The sequence below is a fragment of the Streptomyces gamaensis genome (assembly GCF_042656465.1).
In the GTDB taxonomy this organism is placed as follows: domain Bacteria; phylum Actinomycetota; class Actinomycetes; order Streptomycetales; family Streptomycetaceae; genus Streptomyces; species Streptomyces gamaensis.
The window spans coordinates 64238-82607 of record NZ_JBHSPB010000025.1; the positions used below are offsets into that span (position 1 = coordinate 64238).

An 18370-nucleotide genomic window follows, 5' to 3' on the forward strand; every position below is an offset into this window, starting at 1 on the left:
ACGATACGGTAACGCGCAGCATGGGTGAGACGACAGACGGTCACCGACAGGTCCGTCGACGCCGGTCACCCGTCCGCAAGGGTGTGCCCGTGCGACGCCCGATCGACCCCACAGGAGGACTGCAGTGGCGAAGGCGAAGTTCGAGCGGACCAAGCCGCACGTCAATATCGGCACCATCGGTCATATCGACCACGGCAAGACCACGCTCACCGCGGCTATCACCAAAGTGCTGCACGACGCGTACCCGGAACTCAACGAGTCCACCCCGTTCGAGAACATCGACAAGGCCCCCGAGGAGCGTCAGCGCGGTATCACCATCTCGATCGCGCACGTCGAGTACCAGACCGAGAACAGGCACTACGCCCACGTCGACTGTCCCGGCCACGCGGACTACGTCAAGAACATGATCACCGGCGCGGCGCAGATGGACGGCGCGATCCTGGTGGTCGCCGCGACCGACGGCCCGATGCCGCAGACCAAGGAGCACGTGCTGCTGGCCCGTCAGGTCGGCGTGCCCTACATCGTGGTGGCGCTGAACAAGTGCGACATGGTCGACGACGAGGAGATCATGGAGCTCGTGGAGCTGGAGGTCCGCGAGCTGCTCAGCGAGTACGAGTTCAACGGCGACGAGGCACCGGTCGTCAAGGTCTCGGCCCTCAAGGCCCTTGAGGGCGACGAGAAGTGGGTCAAGTCGGTGCTCGATCTGATGCACGCCGTCGACGAGGCGATCCCCGAGCCGCAGCGGGACGTCGACAAGCCGTTCCTGATGCCCATCGAGGACGTCTTCACCATCACCGGCCGCGGCACCGTGGTCACCGGCCGCATCGAGCGCGGTGTGCTGCGCGTGAACGAGGAGGTGGACATCATCGGCATCAAGGAGCAGAAGACCACCACGACCGTCACCGGTATCGAGATGTTCCGCAAGCTGCTCGACGAGGGCCGGGCCGGGGAGAACGTCGGTCTGCTGCTGCGCGGCATCAAGCGTGACGACGTCGAGCGCGGCCAGTGCATCATCAAGCCGGGTTCGGTCACCCCGCACACCGAGTTCGAGGCCACGGCGTACATCCTGTCCAAGGACGAGGGCGGCCGGCACACCCCGTTCTTCGCCAACTACCGGCCGCAGTTCTACTTCCGCACCACCGACGTGACCGGAGTGGTGACCCTGCCCGAGGGCACCGAGATGGTGATGCCGGGCGACAACACGTCGATGACCGTGAAGCTGATCCAGCCGGTCGCCATGGAGGAGGGGCTGAAGTTCGCCATCCGCGAGGGCGGCCGCACCGTCGGCGCCGGACAGGTCACCAAGATCGTCACCTAGGCGGGGCAGGCAGCGGAGCGGGGACCCGGTACCACACGCCAGAGGACCCTAAGCGCAGACCCCTGCCCCGCTCCGCTCGCCTCACCGTAGCGGCCGGGTGCTCCGGGGCCGGACGCCCCGCCACTCGACCGGCATCCGATTCCACCCGGACAGCGGACGCCTCCGGGGCGTCGGCGGCGCCTTCATCTCCCCGGCCCCGACCCGGGGGCGCGAGGCACTCGGGCGTGCCGCCGTCGCCGGGCCGCAGGCAGACGCGGGCCTCGCGGGGGTCGTTGGTGGGTGTCATTCCGGTCGTCAGATAGACCTCCGTGTCCCGTGGGGTCGCGGCACCGACCTCCTTGGTCCCGGCGCCCGGCACGGACAGTTGGACCCGGTCGCCCAGGCGCAGTTTCGTGGCGCGTACCCAGACGGCTCCGCAGCGCTGCGCGTAGCGCAGCTCCAGCCGCCGTCCGCCGGTGGCCCGGTGGGTCAGGAGGGTGGTCACCATGTCCTGTGCTCCGCAGCCCATGCGCAGGGGATCCGCTCCGTCGCAGTCGGCTCCGGCGCAGCCGGGCGCGTACGACTGCGGATACGGGGAGGAGGCCGCCGCGTTTCCCTCCTCCCGGGGCCGGCCGGCGTCGCGCCAGCCGGTCGTCAGGAGCACCAGGGAGACGACGAGCGCGGTGGCGGCGGTGAGGGCGGCGGACACCACCCACACCCTGCCGGGGCGCGCCGGGCGGGGCGCGCCGGCCGCGGCGGGCCGTGGGGGCGCGGCTGCCGGGGGCGGCACGGGGGCGGACTCCGAGCGGCCGCTCCACGCCTGTTCGGCCAGTTCCCACAGGGCCAGCAGCCGGCCGGGCGGCTCCTCGGCCACCTGGCACAGGGCGTCGACCGCCTGCCTCGGCGGCAGTTTCCTGCCGTTGAGATAGCGCTCCCAGGACGACTTGCTGTACAGGGTGCGTTCGGCGAGGGCGGCCAGGCTCAGCCCCGTGCGTCCCTTCAACTCGCGCAGTTCGGCGGCCAGTCGGGCGCACTCCGCCGGGAGGAGCCGTTCGCCGCTCATCGGCGCAGCTCCTTCCAGGTGTCGGGGCCCACGATGCCGTCGACGACGAGTCCGCGGTCCTGCTGGAAGCGCCGGGCGGCGTTCTTGGAGCGCTCGCCGTAGGCACCGTCGGGCAGGCCGGGGTCGTAGCCGTGGTGTGTGAGCAGGCACTGTGCCTCAAGGACTTCCCAGCCGGTCGAGTTCGTGTCCATCAGGGCGGTGCGGGTGGTGCTGTAGCCGGCCCGCAGTCGGCCGTCCGCGCGCTGCACGGTGCAGGGGTGGGCGCGGCCCCGTACGAAGACGAACGGGGGCTGTGAGCTCTCCCGGGCCTCGCCGGCCCCGGCCTTGTCGCCCTGCCACGGCCGGGTGAGCAGCAGGACGGCGGCCAGGACCGCGACCAGGACCACCGCCGTTCCGGCGACTGCCCGGCGGCGCCGGACGCCCCGTCGGCCGGAGGCGTCCGCGGTGGCGTCGCGCACGTCCTGCTCCGGTGCACTCTCCGTGTCCTGGCGTGCTCCGTCGGACCATGCCTCCGCCGCGAGTTCGTGCAGCACGAGCAGCCGGGTCGCGTCGGCGGCGCACACCCGGGCCAGTTGTTCCACCGCGTCGCGCGGCGGAAGCTGCCTGCCGTTGAGATAGCGCTCCCAGGAGGAGCGGCTGTAGGACGTCTTGGCCGCGAGGGCGGTCAGACTCAGTCCGCTGCGGTCCTTCAGTCTCCGTAGCTGGACGACCAGTTGACGCACTCGCTGATCCAGCGAGCCGGGCAGTGCTTTCCAACGCCGCATGTTCCACCCCATACGCGTGGTGATCCCCCGAGGCCACCGGGCCTCTTACAGCGCTCATCATGGCCAGGCCCGGCCACCGGTTCCCGCCGTCCGTCCCGGGCCACCGCGGCTTTTGGCCACCGCTCCCCCGTCGCCGCGTCCCACCACCGCGTCCCGTCCTCCCGCGTCCTCGCAGGTCGCGCCCCGGGACGTCCCACGATGGACCAACTCCCCCGGGTTTTCTGGCCGTTGCGGATGTGGCGCATCACAGTCGTCAGTGCGAGCCGGGCGGCGCGGTCCACCCCGCGCCGCCCCACGTCCACGGGGGAGGAACCACCGATGAACGCACACCGCAGCCCCGCGCCCGGTACGGGTATCGCCGTCGCGCTCCTGGCGCGTGCCGCGTGGTCGCCGGACGACCACGCCGCCGCGTAGCGGAAGCCGGCCGTGCCCACGGCGGCCCGCCCTCCGCGGGGGAGAGGACGGGCCGCCGTCACCGCGCCGTCGAGATCGGCGGCGGTGGGCCGGCTGATCCGGCAGCCGGGGCGGGGACGCCTTGCCCGGGCGACGGAGCCGCGGTTAAGGTCAGCTCCATGACTGCCGGGTCGGCCATGGGCCACGCACGAGTGAGGCGCCCGGCCTCGGCGTGAGCGCGAGGCGGGCAAGGGCCCCGCCGTGGTTTCTTCACTTTCCCGTTCACTCGCCCGCACAGGGCGTTTTGTTCCCATGGATCCCGCACGTGGAGAAACCTTCCTCATGTCTTTCGCACAGCAGCAGAACCACGCATCTTCCGAACTGCCGGCCGAGGCCGTGCAGTTGAACCACACCGTCGTCCACGCCAGGGACCGCCGGCTGTCGGCCGAGTTCCTCGCCGCGATCCTGGGGCTGACGGTGGGCGCGCCGTTCGGCCCGTTCCTGCCGGTGGACCTCGGCAACGGCGTGACGCTCGACTACTACGAGCAGCGCGACGAGCCGATCCAGTCGCAGCACTACGCCTTCCTCGTTCCCGACGCGGCGTTCGACACCATGATCGCGCGCCTGGAGGCGGTGGGGGTCACGTACTACGCCGACCCCCATCACACCGAACCCGGCGGCATCAACCGTCTCTTCGGGGGGCGCGGCGCGTACTTCGCCGACCCCGACGGCCACAACATGGAGATCATGACGCGGCCCTGCATACGGCCCTGACGGCCGACGACGCGTGGAGAATCCGGGCTCCCGCCCCTTGCGCCGCACCCGTCGCGCCTTACAGGGTGCCGGGCATGAGGTTCAGCTACGCGATGCTCCCCGACTACCCCCTCCACGAGTCGCTGGCCGCGATCCGGCTCGCCGACGAACTCGGCTTCCACGCCTGCTACGCGGCCGACGAGACCTGGCACAAGGACCTGTGGCAGCTGTTCGCCGTGGCGGCCGGGCAGACCCGCCGTATACGCCTCGGTCCCAGCGTGTCGCCGGTCGTGCTGCGCGACCCCGGTCTGATCGCCCAGGCCGTGGCCACCCTCGACGAGCTGTCCGACGGCCGCGCCGAGGCCGTGCTCTCCAGCGGCAACTTCGAGCTGCTCGCCCAGCACGGGATCGACCCGGCCGGCGGCCGCCCGCTGACCCGCGTCAAGGAGGCCCTGCACGTCGTGCGCTCCCTCCTGGACCGGGGAAGCGTCAGCTTCCGCGGCGAACTCCTCACCTGTGACGGTCTGTTCACCTTCGCCCGCCCGGTGCAGGAGAGGGTCCCGGTCAAGCTCGGCGCGATGCGCGGGCCCAAGTCCTTCGAGGCGGCGGGCGAGCTGTCCGACGGCTGCCACCACGCGCTGAGCGGCACGCGCGAGGCCTACGAGTACGCCGTGGCGCACATCAGGGCCGGGGCCGAACGCGCCGGCCGGGACTGGGCCCGCCTCGACATCGGCGCCTGGGTGGTCTTCTCGACCGGGCCCGACCCGGCGGCGGCCAAGGAGGCCGCCCGCAGCATGGTCGGTATCTACGCCGCCGCCATGCCGCGGGAGCAGCTGCTCCGCAATGGCGTGGACCCCGCCGTCCTCGCCCCGGCCATCGAGGCGATGCGCGCGGGCGACCTGGCCCGGAGCATCGCGCTCACGCCGCCGGAGGTCGCCGAGCGGCTGTCGGTCTCGGGCAGCCCCGAGGAGTGCCTGGAGAAGATCCGTACGCAGCTCGCCCCGGCGGGTGTGAACCACGTCGTCTGCGCCGTCACCGACCGCACCCTGGTCAGGACGTTCACGGGCCGCGACCTGCCGGGTGCCGCGGATGTCCCGGCCCAACTGCGGCTGATCCACGAGCGGATCATGCCTGCCTTCGCCTGACCGTGCCGGCGGAGGCGCCGAGTACGCCCGGGCGGCGGACGGTGCGCTCGCCCGGGCGGACGCCACTCCCTCAGATACGGTCGGCGGCGATGAGGAGGTAGTGGAAGCTGCCCTCCTTGTAGGCGGTCAGGAAGGGGTCCTCGATGCCGGTGGCGACGGAGGACCGGGCACGCAGCTCCCAGTAGGGGATGGTCGCGGGGGTGAGGTCGGTGACGGTGATGGGGGCCAGCCGGTTGGCGGCGAGGGCCTTGAAGTAGGCGCTGCGCGGGTGGATGTTGCAGGTGTAGTGCTCGTCGATGCGGCTGACGGCCTTGGAGCGGCCCCCGGTGAGGTCGTTGTAGCAGCCGGTGATGCACACATAGCGGCCGCCGAACTCCAGCAGCCGGGAGAACTCGGCGAAGAGCTCCATGAGGTCCACGTACATGGTGGTCTCGTTGGTCCAGATGCCCCGGCGGGAGCCGGTGGCGAAACCGGTGTCGAGCATGTTGCGGAAGTGGAAGCGCACCCGGTCGGCCACGCCCAGCTCCGCCGCCCGGTCGTTGGCGAAGGCGACCTGCGACTCGGAGATGGTCACGCCGTCGACGTGAGCGCCGAAGCGGGCGTTGGCCATGATGCTGGTGCCGCCCCGGCCGGATCCGGCGTCCAGCAGCCGGTCCTCGGGGCGGACGGCGCCCAGGTGGTCGAGGAGGACATCGGCCTGGGCGGTCTCCAGACGGTGCATCTCCTCGATGATCCGCTTCTCGCGGGTGTCCTCGGGCCCTTCGAGGACGGACGGGTCGTAGTCGCCCAGCCCGTAGTGGTGGTGGTAGAGGCCGTCGACCTCGCCGAGGCGGAGGTTGACCGGGTCCCGCTCGGCGTTCCAGTACGCGGCGACCGACTCCTGGTAGGGGGTGCGCAGGACCTTGGCGGTGGGGTCGGCGGCGGTGGGCTGGATCGTGGTGGCCATGGGCGAACTCCTCGGATCCGGGCGGCGGTTACCCGCCGTGGTAACGGGGGGTGGTGCTGTGCCATTCGCGGTTGCCGCCGAGCCAGGCCCAGGTCCCGGCGAGAAAGCGGCGCAGCGCGGGCGAACCGGCGGCGGCCAGGACGGCGGCCTCCGTCTCGAAGGTGTGGACGAGCTCGTCGTGGAGCAGGGCACTGCGCCGGACGGCCTCCTCCAGGGAACAGTTCTCCTCCGCGGCGATCACGGTCGGCAGATTGAACTCCGGGCCCGGACTGTCGCTCTCGCGGGCCATCGAGTACAGGTCGTTGACGAGCGTGGCGGCGGTGCAGGCCATGGTGAAGGCGCGGCGCACCCGGGGGTCGTAGTACTCGGTGGCCGGGACCTGGTAGCCGCCCACGGCGTCGACGAGCGCGACCATCGGCAGGAAGCTGTTGCACTGCCGGTTGACGAGGTACTCCCACACCGGGGGTGTGCGGCCGGCGGTGCGCCAGCCGGCCTCGGCGTTGAAGCCGGCGAACAGGCCGGATATCTCATGGGCGAGCCGGCCGGTCTGGGCGGGCCCGGCGTAGCGGGTGATGTGGTCGAGGGCCGAGCGCAGGGCGGTCAGGACCGGATCGTCGCGTATCGCTCCCTCCAGCTCCGGGGCGTACCGCACGGGCAGATGGGCCGGGTCGACCGCGGCGTTCGCCACGCACAGCCGGGGCCCGAGCAGTCGCGGGTCGGCGCCCGCGGACTCGTCGTCGCAGTAGTGGTCGTCGGCCGCCCACTCGGCCAGCCCGCACTTGGCCGCGGCCAGCAGCCGGTCCGCGTCGTCGGTGTCGGGGTGGGTGAGCATCAGCAGCCGTCCGAAGTCGGTGGCCCGCAGGGCCTCCAGCCGTCCGGCGTAGATGCCCACTTCGGCGGCCCAGTCGATCAGCCGGTCGTTGACCTCCTTCGCGAGGGCGGGGTCGTCGCGGACGGCCGGTGGACAGTACAGGGCGGGGACGGATGCGGGCGCGGCGGGCCGTTGGGGCCTCTCGCCGGCCGCCGGCCCGGACGCGGGCGGCGGTGCGATCCGCGCGGCGGCGGTGCCCAGCCCGCTCGGGCCGGCGGGGACGGCGCGTGGCGGCGCCGGCGGCGCGCAGGGCAACCGCGGGGCGGCCCGGCCCTGTTGGCCGAGGAGCGTGGTCACCAGGGCGGCGAGCTCGTGCGTGGCCGCCGTGGAGAGGGCGCGGGACAGCAGTGACACCGGATCTCCTTCCTTCCCGGTGGCCCGCCGCGCGGGCGGACGGGATCAGTGGCGGGAGTGCGAGACCTCGACGTTCTCCAGGAGGCCGATGGCGTCGGGGACGAGGACGGCCGCCGAGAAGTAGGTGCTCACCAGGTAGGAGATGACGGCCTGGTCGTTGATGCCCATGAACCGTACGTTCAGGCCCGGTTCGTACTCGTCGGGCAGCCCGGTCTTGCGCAGTCCGACGACGCCCTGGTCGTCCTCACCCGTGCGCAGGGCGAGGATGGAGGAGATGTTGTGCCCCCCGCCGTTGAGAGGAATCTTGCCGCAGGGGAAGATGGGTACACCCCTCCATCCGGGGACTTGACTGCCTCCGACGTTGACGCTGTCCGGGTAGATGCCGCGCTTGTTGCACTCGCGGCCGAAGGCGGCGATGGCCTTGGGGTGCGCGAAGAACAGCCGGGTGCTGCGCCGCATGCTCAGCAGCTCGTCCATGTCGTCGGGGGTGGGCGGCCCGGAGCGGGTGGAGATGCGCTGGTCGTAGTCGGCGTTGTGCAGCAGGCCGAACTCGCGGTTGTTGACCAGCTCGTGCTCCTGGCGCTCGCGCAGCGCCTCGATGGTCAGCCGCAGCTGCTGCTCGACCTGGTTCATCGGGTCGTTGTAGAGGTCGGCGACGCGGGAGTGTACCCGCAGGACCGTCTGTGCGACGCCGAGTTCGAGCTCGCGGGGGGTGAGCTCGTAGTCGACGAAGGTGCCGGGCAGCTCGGGCTCGCCGACATGGCCGGAGGCCAGTTCCACGTCGGCCTCGCCCTTCTTGTTCACCGACTGCCGGCTGGTGGCGAGGTAGGTGCCGATCTGTTCACGCAGGGCGGGGGAACGGTCGTACAGTTCGCGGAAGGCCGCCCAGGGCAGGACGAGGACGGTGCCGCTGGTGGTGGCCCGGACGGTGTGCTCCCACACCGGCTCGTCCTGGTGCCGCAGGGCCTCGTCGCCGAGGTGGTCGCCGTCGGCGAGGACGCCGAGCACGCTCGGCTCGCCGTACTTGCCGGTGCCGATCCTGTTGAGCTTGCCGTGGGCGACGAGGAAGACCTCGTGGATGGGCTGCCCCGCCTCGGCCAGGGCCTCGCCCCGCTCGAAGTCCCGCTGGGTGAAGCGCGAGGCGAGCTCCGCCAGCAGGGACTGGTCGGTGAAGCCGCGCAGCGCGGGCACCTCGGTGAGCGAGGGGGCCACGACCTTGACCTCGGCCCCGGTCTTGACGAAGCCGACCCGGCCCCGCCCGACGGCGTACGTCAGCCGCCGGTTGACCCGGTAGGTGCCGGCGGTGACCTCGGTCCAGGGCAGCATGCGCAGCACCCACCGCGAGCTGATGCCCTGCATCTGCGGGACGGACTTGGTGGTCGTCGCGAGGTTGCGCGCCGCCGTGGTGCTCAGGCTCAGCCGGCCCTGCTCCGGGATGGGCTCCTGTGGGGCTGCTGTCGTCATGGGGTTCCCCTTCGCCATGGACGTCTCGGCGATCGATATGGAAACCCGATCAGGCGATTCCGATCAACGGCGTGACGGATGACGGAACACAACCGAACAGCACAACTGCGCGTCCAGGAACAGGAGTTGCCGCAGTCACCTGGGGGTTCACGGCGGGCACGGACACCGCCCCGGGATATTCGGTGATGCTTTCGCAGGGTGATGATGCACGGTTGATCCCGAACTCGCGACCGGATCGGACAGTGTGTTCGCCCGCGGGCCCGCACCGTCCGGACGCCTCGCGGCGTGCTCAGCCGCGCGAGCGCTTCACCGCCTTGAGGATCACGAACTTCGGGTTCGAGGCGACGACTTCGCAGTTGCCGAACAGCCGCCGCAGCTTCACGTGGTAGCCCAGGTGCCGGTTGCCGACGACCCACAGCTCGCCGCCGGGGCGCAGGGCGCGGCGGGCTCCGGTGAACATGCGCCAGGAGGTGCTGTCCGTCAGCGCCCGGTGCGTGTGGAACGGCGGATTGTTGAGCACCAGGTCGACCGAGCCGTCCGGCACGCCTTCGAGTCCGTCGGCCGCCCGGAACTCCGCCCTGGCCGAGGCCGGGGCGTTCGCGCGGAACGTGGCCTCGGCCGAGGCGACGGCCTGGTAGGACTCGTCGGTGAAGAGCACCTCGGCGTCGGGGGCGGCGAGCGCGGCGGCGGTGCCGAGGATCCCGTTCCCGCAGCCCAGGTCGACGATGCGGCCGCCGCCCCGGTACGGGGGCAGGTGGTCGAGGAGGAACCTGGTGCCGATGTCGAGGCGTTCGGCGCAGAAGATCCCGGCGTGGTTGACGACCGTCAGCCCGGCGTGCTTCCCGGTGTCGGCTGGCAGCTCGTCCACGCGCGGCCAGGGCGAGTCCCCGGCGTCCGGGGCGGGGACGGCGGGCGTGCAGTGGATCAGACGGGCCTTGCGCACCGCGAGGGAGGTGCGGACCGGCCCCAGGACCGCCTCGAACAGCTTGAGAGTGGAGGTGTGGATCTCGGTGACCATGCCGGTGCCGACGACGACCGTGCCGGGGTGCACGGCGGGCGCGAGGCGGCGCAGTTGGTCCTCCAGCAGCGCGAGGCTCTTGGGGACGCGCACCAGCAGGACGTCGACGCGCTCCGGCGGCTCGTCCCGGGTCGAGCGGAGCCGGACGCTGCCCGGGTCGGCCCCGTTGCGCGCGAGGTTGGCGAGGGTGGCCTGCCGGGTCAGGTACGAGTCGGTGATCTGGACGGGACGGTGTGCCGCGAGGGCCGTGGTCAGCGCGCCCCAGCGGTCGCCGACCACGACCACCGTGCCCGTGAGGGCGACCCCGCCGGCCGTGGTGCCGTCGGCGCCGGGGGCCGTGTCGTCGCGTCCGGCGAGGTGCCGCAGCAGATAGTCGTCGGCGGCGTCCCAGGCGCGGAGCCGGTCGCGGGGGTCCTCGGGGTAGCGGGTGAGACGGAGCTCGCCCCACGGCGTCGTGAAACAGTTCATTGTGCACTCAGGCTAACCGAGCGCACTCGGGCCGCCCGTCCGCACGGGGGACGGCCGGGACCGCGGCAGCGGGGTCACGGCAGCGCTCAGCGCGGTTCCTTGTACCCGCGGGCCCACTGCATGCCCCAGCCGTAGAGCCGGTCGAGGTCGGACTGGAAGCCGCAGACGTACACCGCCTCCCGACGCACGGTCAGATGGGTGCCGCGGTTCTCGATGAGGGCCACGGCGCAGGAGCGGGCGTGCGGGGCGTTCTCGTCGAGTTCTATCGCGAACTGGTGCCCGTCGGGCAGGTGGAACATCAAGGTGGCGTTGACGCGGCCGAAGACCGGCGTGGCGTCGTAGTTGTAGACGAACACCAGCAGCCGACGGAACTCGTGCCGTTTGTCCAGGTTGATATAGAGCGTTTCGCCGGAGGGGGCGGGGAAGCGGCTGTCGGCGCCGAGTGTGACGTACGGGGGGCGGGCCAGGTCCCCGTGCAGTCCGCCCAGCGGCTGGACCACGCCCTTGGCGCCGTCGGTCAGCTCGTACAGGCACGCCAGGTCCAGGTCCACGCTCACCAGCGCGGGCCCGTGGGCGGGGACGGGCCCGGGGGCGCCGGGCGTGAACAGGCCCCGCAGCGCGCCCGTCAGCCCCGGGCCGGTGGCCGGGACGCCGCCGGTGTGCATACGCCAGGTCAGGCTGATCCGTAACGTGCCGCCCGTACTGCCGTCGCGGGTGAGCCAGTCGGCGGGGTGGGCGCGCGAGAGGCGGGTGCGGTGCGGAGCGGCCCAGTCGAAGCCCCGCCGCGCCCTCCCCCAGCCGACACCCGTGCCGCTGCGCAGGTACGACCACAGGCTGCCGCCCCCGACGGCGCTCCCCCGCCCGCCGGCCGGCGGACCCCCGGGCCGGCCCGGGGGCGCGGTGCCGGGGGCGGGACCCGGCCCGCCGCCGGGTGGCCGGGGGGACGGTCCGCCCTCTCCACTGCCGCGAACCCACATCGCCGCTTCCTCCACTTCTTCCTCGATGGACGCTGCCTCCTCGACGGAACCCGTCGGAACCCGTCGGCCCTCCCCGCCCCGGGGAGGGCGGTCAGTGACGCAGCGCCAGCTGCACGGTCTTGACGACGACCAGGACCACGGCGGACGCGAGATAGGCGCGCAGCACGATCAGGGCCAGCCGGCGGCCGGGCGAGAGCCCGGGGGGCGGCAGGGTGTGCAGCGCGGGGGTGCGCCACTCCTCGCGCGCCACGGTCACGGCCGGGGGCGGGGCGGGCACCGCGGCCGTACGGGCGTGGGAGCGGCGGGCCAGGGCGTACGCGCCCGCCAGCAGCAGCGCCACGGCGGACGCGGACGCGAGCACGGCCACCAGCGCCATGGCGGACAGCCCGGGGAAGGCCACCGCCACGGTCAGGACCAGGGAGAGCACGGCCAGCACCGCCACCGCCAGCGCGGCGACGGCGTTCTGCGCGCGGGTGTTGACCCAAGGCCCCAGCAGGGCACGGTCGTTGCACAGCAGCAGCAGGAAGACGGAGGCCGACGGCAGCAGGACGCCCGCCAGGGCCTGCACCCCCTCGGCGATCACGCCCAGTGGCATGCCCGGGGTGAGCACGACGATCGCCGACACCACCGCGAGCACCGCGATCACCAAATGGAAGGCGCGTGCCTGGCGCGGACCGTGGTGCAGCGAGTGCCGCCACCCCAGGGCGTCCCCGAGCGTGTAAGCGGTGGACAGGGACACGGCGCACGCGCCGATCACGGAACCGGCCAGCAGCGCCACGGCGAACAGCACGCCGGTCGCCCGCCCCGCGTACTGCTCCAGTCCCCTCGCCACGGCTCCCGCGTCGGTGTAGCCGCCGGCGCCCGGGCGGCCGGCGAAGGCCGCGGCCGCGCACCCCATCACCGCGAGGCCGCCCACGACCGTGGTGGCGATGCCCACGCACAGATCCGCCTTGCCGTAGCGCAGGAAGCGGGGCGTGATGCGCTTGTCGACGACGTACGACTGCTGGAAGAACAGCTGCCACGGTGTGACGGCCGCTCCGATGATGCCGATCGTCAGCAGCAGGACGTCCGAGAGCTCGGCGCCCCCGGGAAGTCCCGGGCCGAGCAGGCCCGTTGCCATGGCGGAGGCGGAGGGGTGGACCATGATCCCCACCGGGACGAGCAGCAGCGACGCGGCGCACAGGGTGATCGCGATGCGCTCGAAACGGCGGAAGCTGCCGGTGGTGGCGGCGGCGAGGACGACCACCGTGGCCACGCACACGCTCACCGGGCGCGGGAAGCCGAGGTAGCCGACGGCCAGGCACACCCCGATGAACTCCGTCATCACCGTGAGCGCGTTGACCAGCAGGAGGTCGGTGACGCAGAAGAAGCACCACAGGCGGCCGAAGCGCTGCCGGATCAGCCGCGCGTGCCCCACGCCGGTGACCGCCCCGAGGCGCACGACCATCTCCTGGTTGACGTAGAGCACGGGTATCAGCAGGACCATGGTCCACAGCAGGGCCGTCCCGTAGTCCTGCCCCGCCTGCGTGTACGTGCCGAACGCGGCGGCGTCGTTGACCATGGCGATCAGCCCCGGCCCCAGCACGGCCAGCAGCACCTTGAGCACGGTCGGCCAGCCGCGGCGGCGGCCGTCCCCGAGCACCCGCACACTGCCGAGCGCACCGAGGATCACCTCGTCCTGCAGCACCGTGCCCCTCCCGCCGCGGGCGGCGGGACCGGCCCCGCCCGCAGTGCCGGAAGCGTCGAGAATCCGGTCCGCCACAGTAAGCCCCCTCGATGAACACGGACGACGAGCAAGCACCAACAACTCGGAATACGTGAAAGGAAAAAGACGGCGGGGAACCTGAACGCACAGCGCAGGGGGCACGGGGAAGAACCAGGGGAAGAACCACGGGGAAGAAACATGGGGAAGAAAAAGGTTTCCGGCCGCGGTGACCGCGAGAGCGGCATCCGCCCGCGACCGGGCACCACACCGTAGGAGCAACTCATAAACTTGCGCAAGGACGCAAGCCGCGCCCCACAGTCATGGACGTGCACCTGCACGTGCGGCCCGCGCCGGGCTTCTCCCGCCACGTCCCGCATACCCCGCACACCTCAGGCGCCCCGGAGGTCCGCCGGGCGATAGCTCTGTGCGGACGGCGCGTCAAGCGCGCGCCGAAGCAGGCGCGAGAGCACCGGGGCACTCGAAGCACACGCGGCACCCGGTGAGCCCCCGGCGCGGGGTTCCCGGAAGCGCAAAGCGGCGAAGGGCGTCCTGCCGGCCCGCCATGAGGACGGGTCCGGCCACCCTTCGCCGCACCGCGGATACGCAACCGGCCCGCACGCGCCGACGGCGGACCGTACCTTCTGGACCGTCGGCCGCCCGGCGCGGCGCGCCCCCGGCTACCGCCGCCGCTGCGCGCTGCCGCCGCCCGTCCGGGCGAGGATCCACGCGGCCCCGCGCGCGGCCAGCACCCTGCGGCGCCGCCACCGCGAGCGCGCCGGGGCCCCGGGGGCCGCGCCCTGCGGCGCCGGCACCACGGCCAGCTCGGCCAACCGGCGCCCCGCACGCGCGAGATCCGCGATCAGCCGCTCCCTGCGCGCCGCGGCACCGCCGCCGCACAGCGCCGCGTACAGCCCTTCTATCTCGGCCACCACCGCGCCGATGCGTACGCTCTCACTGCTCACTGGCAGCCTCCTGCCCGACGACACCGCCCGCACCCCCTCGTCCGAAGAACACCAGCCCCCACACCCCGGCAGGACCTCCGACCGGCCGCGAACCCCCTGGGGTCATACTTGCACAATTGCGCAAGCCAGCAATACATGAAGAGCGGACCCGGAGTGGCCCGCGCCGGGACGACCCGCCGCCCCGGACAGCCCTCGTCCCCCGCGCCCGGCCCCGTCGCCTGCCGTAACGTGAAGAAGGACAGCAACGGCCCGCGCAGTCACCCCACCCCAGAGGAACTCCGGCGATGCACATCCACGAAACCGCCGACCACGTCAGCGTCCATCTGACCAGTTGCGCCCCGCAGGACGCGGCCACCGTCATCGCCGCTCTCGAAAGCGTCTTCGCCGCGCCCGCCGCTCCGCCGCCGCGCACGCCGGAGCACCCCACGACCCCTCACCCCACCCCCGCCCCGACGGTCTGGTGCCTGACCGTCGACACGGCGGCGCCCGCCGCTGCCGCCGCGGAACCCGCCGCCCTGTCCGGCCCCGTCGTCGCCGACCTCTACGGTGCCGCACACCCCGTGCAGCAGGTGGCACAGCACCTCAGCGGTGCCTTCAACGCCCGGCAGCAGCCGACCATCTCCGGCGAGCACGAGATCCAGGTCCGTCTCACCCTCAGCCCCGCGCCGCCCGTCGCCGACTGAGCCGCGCCCGGCGCGAAGTGCGCTCCCCGCGGGGCGGCTTCGCCACCGGCTCCCCCTCCTGCCGTGCCGGGCAGGGCAGTTGACCGGCCGGGCCCCCGGGGCCGGCCCGACGGCACGGCCGGACCGGTGCCGGCTACACCCGGTAGAAGGCCACCGGCACGGCGCCGCTGCCCTCCTCGGACTGCTGCTCGCAGTGCGCCCGCCACACCCGGGCACCCCGGTCCGGGGCCGTGTCCAGCTGCCGCAGCACTCCCGGGACCGCGATTCCCGGCAGAAAGGCCTCGTAGAGCATCGCGACCCGTCTCTCCAGCACCCCGCCCTCCCCCAGCCCGGAGGACACGATCTCGACACCGGTCCACGCGCTGACGAACAGGGTCGCGGTGATCTGCGGATCGACGCAGGGCAGCAGTTCGCCGCCGTCCCTCGCCCCGGCCAACTGCCCGGCGACGAAATCGATCCAGCCCGGCCAGGACGTGCCGAACAGCTCCCGCGCCCGGCGGTCCGCCGACAGCCGGATCGACGCGCTCAGCAGCGGCTCCCGCGGCACCCGATAGGCCAACACCAGCCCTACGTCGACCCATTCCTGCAGACGCAGCGGCTGCGGCAGTACACCCTCCACGGTCAGCGCCTCGCTCAGTACCCCCCGCGCCAATTCCTCCTTCGAGCCGAAGTGGAAATACAGCGCCCCCTTGGTCACCCCCGCCCGGGCCAGGATTTCCGCGATAGTGGCCGACTCATAACCGAATTCGTCGAATACCGCTCCGGCCGCCTCCAGAATGATTCGCCGCGTCCGCACAGCGCGCACCTGTCGCACCAACAACACCACCCCCGCAACGCCACAACACCCAACAAATAAAACCGAACAGTCCGTATATTACCTGCCCCGATGCGTCACCCCCGGGCCGCTCAGGACACCAACCCGGGCCAACACTCCACCCGTTCGGCCCAGAACGCGCCGCACGGCCGGGACCGGAGCACCGGAAAGAGGGAAGGGCCACCACGTGGCCGTCTTCCCCCCTTCCCTGCCACCCCCGGGCGAACTCCTGCGCCGCGTGCGGGATCCCGCCGTGGCGCAGACCGTCCGCTCGACCCTGGCCGCGGTGATCTCCTACGTGGTCGCCCTGCGGCTGAGCAGTGAACCGGCACCGCTCACCGCACCGCTGACCGCCCTGCTCGTCGTCCAGGTCACTCTCTACTCCACCCTCACCACCGGGATCCGCAGGGTGAACTCCGTGGTGGCGGGCGTGCTCATCGCGATCGGCTTCAGTGTGCTGGTGGGCCTGAGCTGGTGGAGCCTGGGCCTGATCATCTTCGCTTCGCTGGCCGTCGGACGTCTGGTGCGGGTCGGGGAGTTCGTCCCCGAGGTCGCCATCAGCGCGATGCTCGTCCTCGGGGTGACCAGCGTCGCCGCCACGGCCTGGGACCGGGTGCTGGAGACCGTCATCGGCGCCGTGGTCGGCCTGCTGTTCAACACGCTGCTGGTACCGCCGGTGTGGGTCGAGCCCGCCGGAGAGGCGATCGGGGAACTCGCCGGCCGGATGCGGCTGCTGCTCCTGCACATCGGCGACCGGCTCGACGTCCGCACCCCTGTCGAGGAGGCCGCCGAGCGCCTGCACGAGGCCCGCCGGCTCGACAACGACATCGCGGAGGTGGACGCCTCACTGCGGCAGGCCGAGGACAGCCTGCGCCTCAACCCCCGGGTGCGGGAAGGCCTGTTGGCCCGGATCGTGCTGCGCACGGGCCTGGACGCGCTGGAGATCACCGCCGTCGTCCTGCGCGTGATCTGCCGTACGCTCACCGACCTCGCCAAGGCCCGCGCGCACGAGCCGCCGCTGCCGCCCCGCGAGGCAGCCGCCCTGCGGGAGGTGTTCACTCATCTCGCCCGCGCCGTCGAGCAGTTCGCCGTCCTGATCACCACCCAGGTCACCTCCGGGGCCCGGCAGGCCGAGGCCCTCCTGGCGCGGGAGCTCGCGGCCGGCCGCGCCGGCCGTGACCGCGCGGCCGGGCTGCTCCTGCGGTACGTGCGGCGCTGCCCGCGTCAGTGGCAGCTGTACGGCGCGCTGCTCGCCGAGGTCGACCGCATCCTCGACGAGCTCGACACCGACAGCCGCGCCCGCCGGCTGTCCCAGGAGCTCGACCGGCACGCGCACCGGCAGCGCCGGCGGCAGCCGGGCCCGTTCCGCCGCCGGGGCAGCCCGTCCTGACCCCGCCGCACGCGCCGGCCGGCGTGCGGTCAGGTGCGGCCCGCGAGACGTACCGGCAGCACCAGGGCGTCGGTGAGGTGGGACATGGCACGCTCGCACAGCGCGGCCGCGCCCGGGTCCGTGGACGTGACGCCGAAGCACAGGGCACCGCGCACGCCCAGCACGATGACCAGCGGCGCGCCGCCCAGGCTCGTGTGCGCCGCCCCGTACATCGCCGACAGCCGCAGGGGGCCGTAGTCGGCGGGGATCGGCAGCCGCGCGTTGCTCACCCCCACGTCGAAGCGCGAGCCGCGCGACTCGCTGCGGTGGAGCAGCTCGCCGAGCGCCCGGCCGGGCAGGGGCACCAGCCGCAGGCCCCGGACCAGCGGCACGAGCCGGTGCGGGCGCAGCCGGCGTTGCAGATCGGCGCGCACGTCGCGGGCCAGGGACCAGAACGGGCGGCAGGCCGTGCCGTCGACGTCCATCAGGAAGCTCGCCGCGTACAGGCCGACGGCTTCCTCGGGGACGGGCTCCAGGATCCGTCTCAGGTCGGCGGCGACGGCCACCCGGGCCGGGTGGGGCAGGGCGCGGGCGAACGCCGCGCACAGCGCGGAGTGCAGGGTGACGCGTTCCGCGCGGCAGCGGGCGAGCAGGGCGGTGGTCCGGTCGGCGCCCAGTGTCCAGGTGTGGTAAGTGAGCGGGCCGGGCTCGTGCGTGGGGCAGGCGGGGCCGCCCAGCGCGCGGGAGAGCGCCACGAGATCGGCCGGGCGGGCCCGGCCCGGGGGCAGCAGCGCGTCGGCGGGCGGGGCCGTGGCCACCGGCCCCCGGGGGGAGGCTCCCGAGAGCCAGCTCAGCAGGTCGCGGACGACGACCGCGCCGGAGAAGGCGTCGGCGACCAGGTGGTGGTAGACGCAGATCAGGTCGAAGGTGTCGCCGGCGTCGACGAGGACGAAGCGGGCCAGCGGGCCGGTCCAGGTGTCGAAGGGCTCTTGGAGCTCCTCCCGCACCACGCGCTCCCAGGTGTCGGCGGCCGTGGAGCGCACCACGCGCAGCGGCAGGTCGCCCACGCCCTCGTCGGTCAGCCGGCCTCTCAGCCGGCCCGGCAGGACGCGCACGGCGAGCAGTGGATGGCGTTCCCGCAGGGCGGCCAGCGCCCAGCGCAGCCGGCCCGGGGTGGTGCGGCCGTGGACGCGGGCCGTCGCGGCGATGGTGACGGGCAGGACTTCGCCCGCGGCCCACACCGCGTGTTCATAGGGGGAAAGACGCCGTCGCACTGTCGCTCGTGGTCCTCACGTGTCGGCACGGTCCGGGATGGGGTGGGCAC

At 72.8% G+C, this 18370-nt stretch carries 16 protein-coding genes; 5 read left to right on the forward strand and 11 right to left on the reverse strand.

From position 1 onward, the window contains the following. The first annotated feature begins 124 nt into the window (after window positions 1-124). Entirely contained in the window at window positions 125-1318 is a 1194-nt protein-coding gene (gene tuf / locus ACFP1Z_RS29225; protein WP_390320710.1) for an elongation factor Tu, read from the forward strand. Here tuf and ACFP1Z_RS29230 read toward each other — a convergent pair. Further along, window positions 1311-2360: a helix-turn-helix domain-containing protein gene (locus ACFP1Z_RS29230; RefSeq protein ID WP_390320711.1), complete on the reverse strand. Its 1050-nt coding sequence runs from the start codon at window positions 2358-2360 to the stop codon at window positions 1311-1313. The two genes, tuf and ACFP1Z_RS29230, sit on opposite strands and share 8 nt — an antisense overlap. After that, on the reverse strand, window positions 2357-3124 hold the full coding sequence (locus ACFP1Z_RS29235; protein WP_390320712.1) for a helix-turn-helix domain-containing protein: 768 nt from the start codon (window positions 3122-3124) through the stop codon (window positions 2357-2359). Before ACFP1Z_RS29235 ends, ACFP1Z_RS29230 begins: the two co-directional genes overlap by 4 nt. A 735-nt stretch (window positions 3125-3859) precedes the next feature. Here ACFP1Z_RS29235 and ACFP1Z_RS29240 point away from each other — a divergent pair. Together ACFP1Z_RS29240 and ACFP1Z_RS29245 are read left to right on the forward strand one after the other, a co-directional pair. Further along, window positions 3860-4291, forward strand: a complete 432-nt coding sequence (locus tag ACFP1Z_RS29240) for a VOC family protein (RefSeq protein ID WP_390320713.1) — start codon at window positions 3860-3862, stop codon at window positions 4289-4291. Window positions 4292-4365: 74 nt separating this feature from the next. Continuing rightward, window positions 4366-5415 carry an LLM class flavin-dependent oxidoreductase gene (locus ACFP1Z_RS29245; RefSeq protein WP_390320714.1) on the forward strand — a complete coding sequence of 350 codons (1050 nt, stop codon included), beginning with the start codon at window positions 4366-4368 and terminating at the stop codon, window positions 5413-5415. Window positions 5416-5485: 70 nt separating this feature from the next. Here the strand turns inward: ACFP1Z_RS29245 and ACFP1Z_RS29250 are convergent, their stop codons facing one another. From ACFP1Z_RS29250 to ACFP1Z_RS29280, 7 genes are all read right to left on the reverse strand, one after another. Beyond that, window positions 5486-6361 (reverse strand): geranyl diphosphate 2-C-methyltransferase, encoded by an 876-nt coding sequence (locus ACFP1Z_RS29250; protein ID WP_390320715.1) that lies wholly within the window; start codon window positions 6359-6361, stop codon window positions 5486-5488. A 28-nt stretch (window positions 6362-6389) separates the two neighbouring features. Next, entirely contained in the window at window positions 6390-7586 is a 1197-nt protein-coding gene (locus ACFP1Z_RS29255) for a family 2 encapsulin nanocompartment cargo protein terpene cyclase (protein WP_390320716.1), read from the reverse strand. A 45-nt stretch (window positions 7587-7631) separates the two neighbouring features. Next, window positions 7632-9050: a family 2B encapsulin nanocompartment shell protein gene (locus ACFP1Z_RS29260; protein WP_390320717.1), complete on the reverse strand. Its 1419-nt coding sequence runs from the start codon at window positions 9048-9050 to the stop codon at window positions 7632-7634. Window positions 9051-9339: 289 nt separating this feature from the next. After that, on the reverse strand, window positions 9340-10536 hold the full coding sequence (locus ACFP1Z_RS29265; protein WP_390320718.1) for a methyltransferase: 1197 nt from the start codon (window positions 10534-10536) through the stop codon (window positions 9340-9342). Window positions 10537-10622: 86 nt separating this feature from the next. Next, complete coding sequence (locus tag ACFP1Z_RS29270; RefSeq protein ID WP_390320719.1) at window positions 10623-11513, reverse strand: Tellurium resistance; 891 nt, start codon at window positions 11511-11513, stop codon at window positions 10623-10625. A gap of 91 nt (window positions 11514-11604) precedes the next feature. Further along, entirely contained in the window at window positions 11605-13200 is a 1596-nt protein-coding gene (locus tag ACFP1Z_RS29275) for an NRAMP family divalent metal transporter (RefSeq protein ID WP_390320720.1), read from the reverse strand. A 695-nt stretch (window positions 13201-13895) separates the two neighbouring features. After that, a complete protein-coding gene (locus ACFP1Z_RS29280) occupies window positions 13896-14180 on the reverse strand; it encodes a hypothetical protein (protein WP_390320721.1) in 285 nt (94 codons plus the stop codon). Window positions 14181-14464: 284 nt separating this feature from the next. Between ACFP1Z_RS29280 and ACFP1Z_RS29285 the strand changes: the two genes are divergently transcribed. Further along, on the forward strand, window positions 14465-14863 hold the full coding sequence (locus ACFP1Z_RS29285; protein WP_390320722.1) for a hypothetical protein: 399 nt from the start codon (window positions 14465-14467) through the stop codon (window positions 14861-14863). Between the two features lie 133 nt (window positions 14864-14996). On the opposite strand, the gene ACFP1Z_RS29290 is transcribed toward ACFP1Z_RS29285, so the two are convergent. After that, a complete protein-coding gene (locus tag ACFP1Z_RS29290) occupies window positions 14997-15680 on the reverse strand; it encodes a ScbR family autoregulator-binding transcription factor (RefSeq protein WP_390320734.1) in 684 nt (227 codons plus the stop codon). 184 nt (window positions 15681-15864) lie between these two features. On the opposite strand from ACFP1Z_RS29290, the gene ACFP1Z_RS29295 reads away from it, so the two are divergent. Then, window positions 15865-17067 (forward strand): aromatic acid exporter family protein, encoded by a 1203-nt coding sequence (locus ACFP1Z_RS29295; protein WP_390320723.1) that lies wholly within the window; start codon window positions 15865-15867, stop codon window positions 17065-17067. Window positions 17068-17096: 29 nt separating this feature from the next. Here the strand turns inward: ACFP1Z_RS29295 and ACFP1Z_RS29300 are convergent, their stop codons facing one another. Then, the gene (locus ACFP1Z_RS29300; protein WP_390320724.1) at window positions 17097-18320 is read right to left on the reverse strand and encodes a condensation domain-containing protein; all 1224 of its coding nucleotides are present in this window, start codon (window positions 18318-18320) and stop codon (window positions 17097-17099) included. Window positions 18321-18370: the final 50 nt, after the last annotated feature.

What these genes read in the sequence shown, in the direction of transcription:
- ACFP1Z_RS29230 (WP_390320711.1), bottom strand. Translation starts at nt 2,360, where the DNA reads ATGAGCGGCGAACGGCTCCTCCCGGCGGAGTGCGCCCGACTGGCCGCC.
- ACFP1Z_RS29235 (WP_390320712.1), bottom strand. Translation starts at nt 3,124, where the DNA reads ATGCGGCGTTGGAAAGCACTGCCCGGCTCGCTGGATCAGCGAGTGCGT.
- ACFP1Z_RS29240 (WP_390320713.1), top strand. Translation starts at nt 3,860, where the DNA reads ATGTCTTTCGCACAGCAGCAGAACCACGCATCTTCCGAACTGCCGGCC.
- ACFP1Z_RS29245 (WP_390320714.1), top strand. Translation starts at nt 4,366, where the DNA reads ATGAGGTTCAGCTACGCGATGCTCCCCGACTACCCCCTCCACGAGTCG.
- ACFP1Z_RS29250 (WP_390320715.1), bottom strand. Translation starts at nt 6,361, where the DNA reads ATGGCCACCACGATCCAGCCCACCGCCGCCGACCCCACCGCCAAGGTC.
- ACFP1Z_RS29260 (WP_390320717.1), bottom strand. Translation starts at nt 9,050, where the DNA reads ATGACGACAGCAGCCCCACAGGAGCCCATCCCGGAGCAGGGCCGGCTG.
- ACFP1Z_RS29265 (WP_390320718.1), bottom strand. Translation starts at nt 10,536, where the DNA reads ATGAACTGTTTCACGACGCCGTGGGGCGAGCTCCGTCTCACCCGCTAC.
- ACFP1Z_RS29270 (WP_390320719.1), bottom strand. Translation starts at nt 11,513, where the DNA reads ATGTGGGTTCGCGGCAGTGGAGAGGGCGGACCGTCCCCCCGGCCACCC.
- ACFP1Z_RS29285 (WP_390320722.1), top strand. Translation starts at nt 14,465, where the DNA reads ATGCACATCCACGAAACCGCCGACCACGTCAGCGTCCATCTGACCAGT.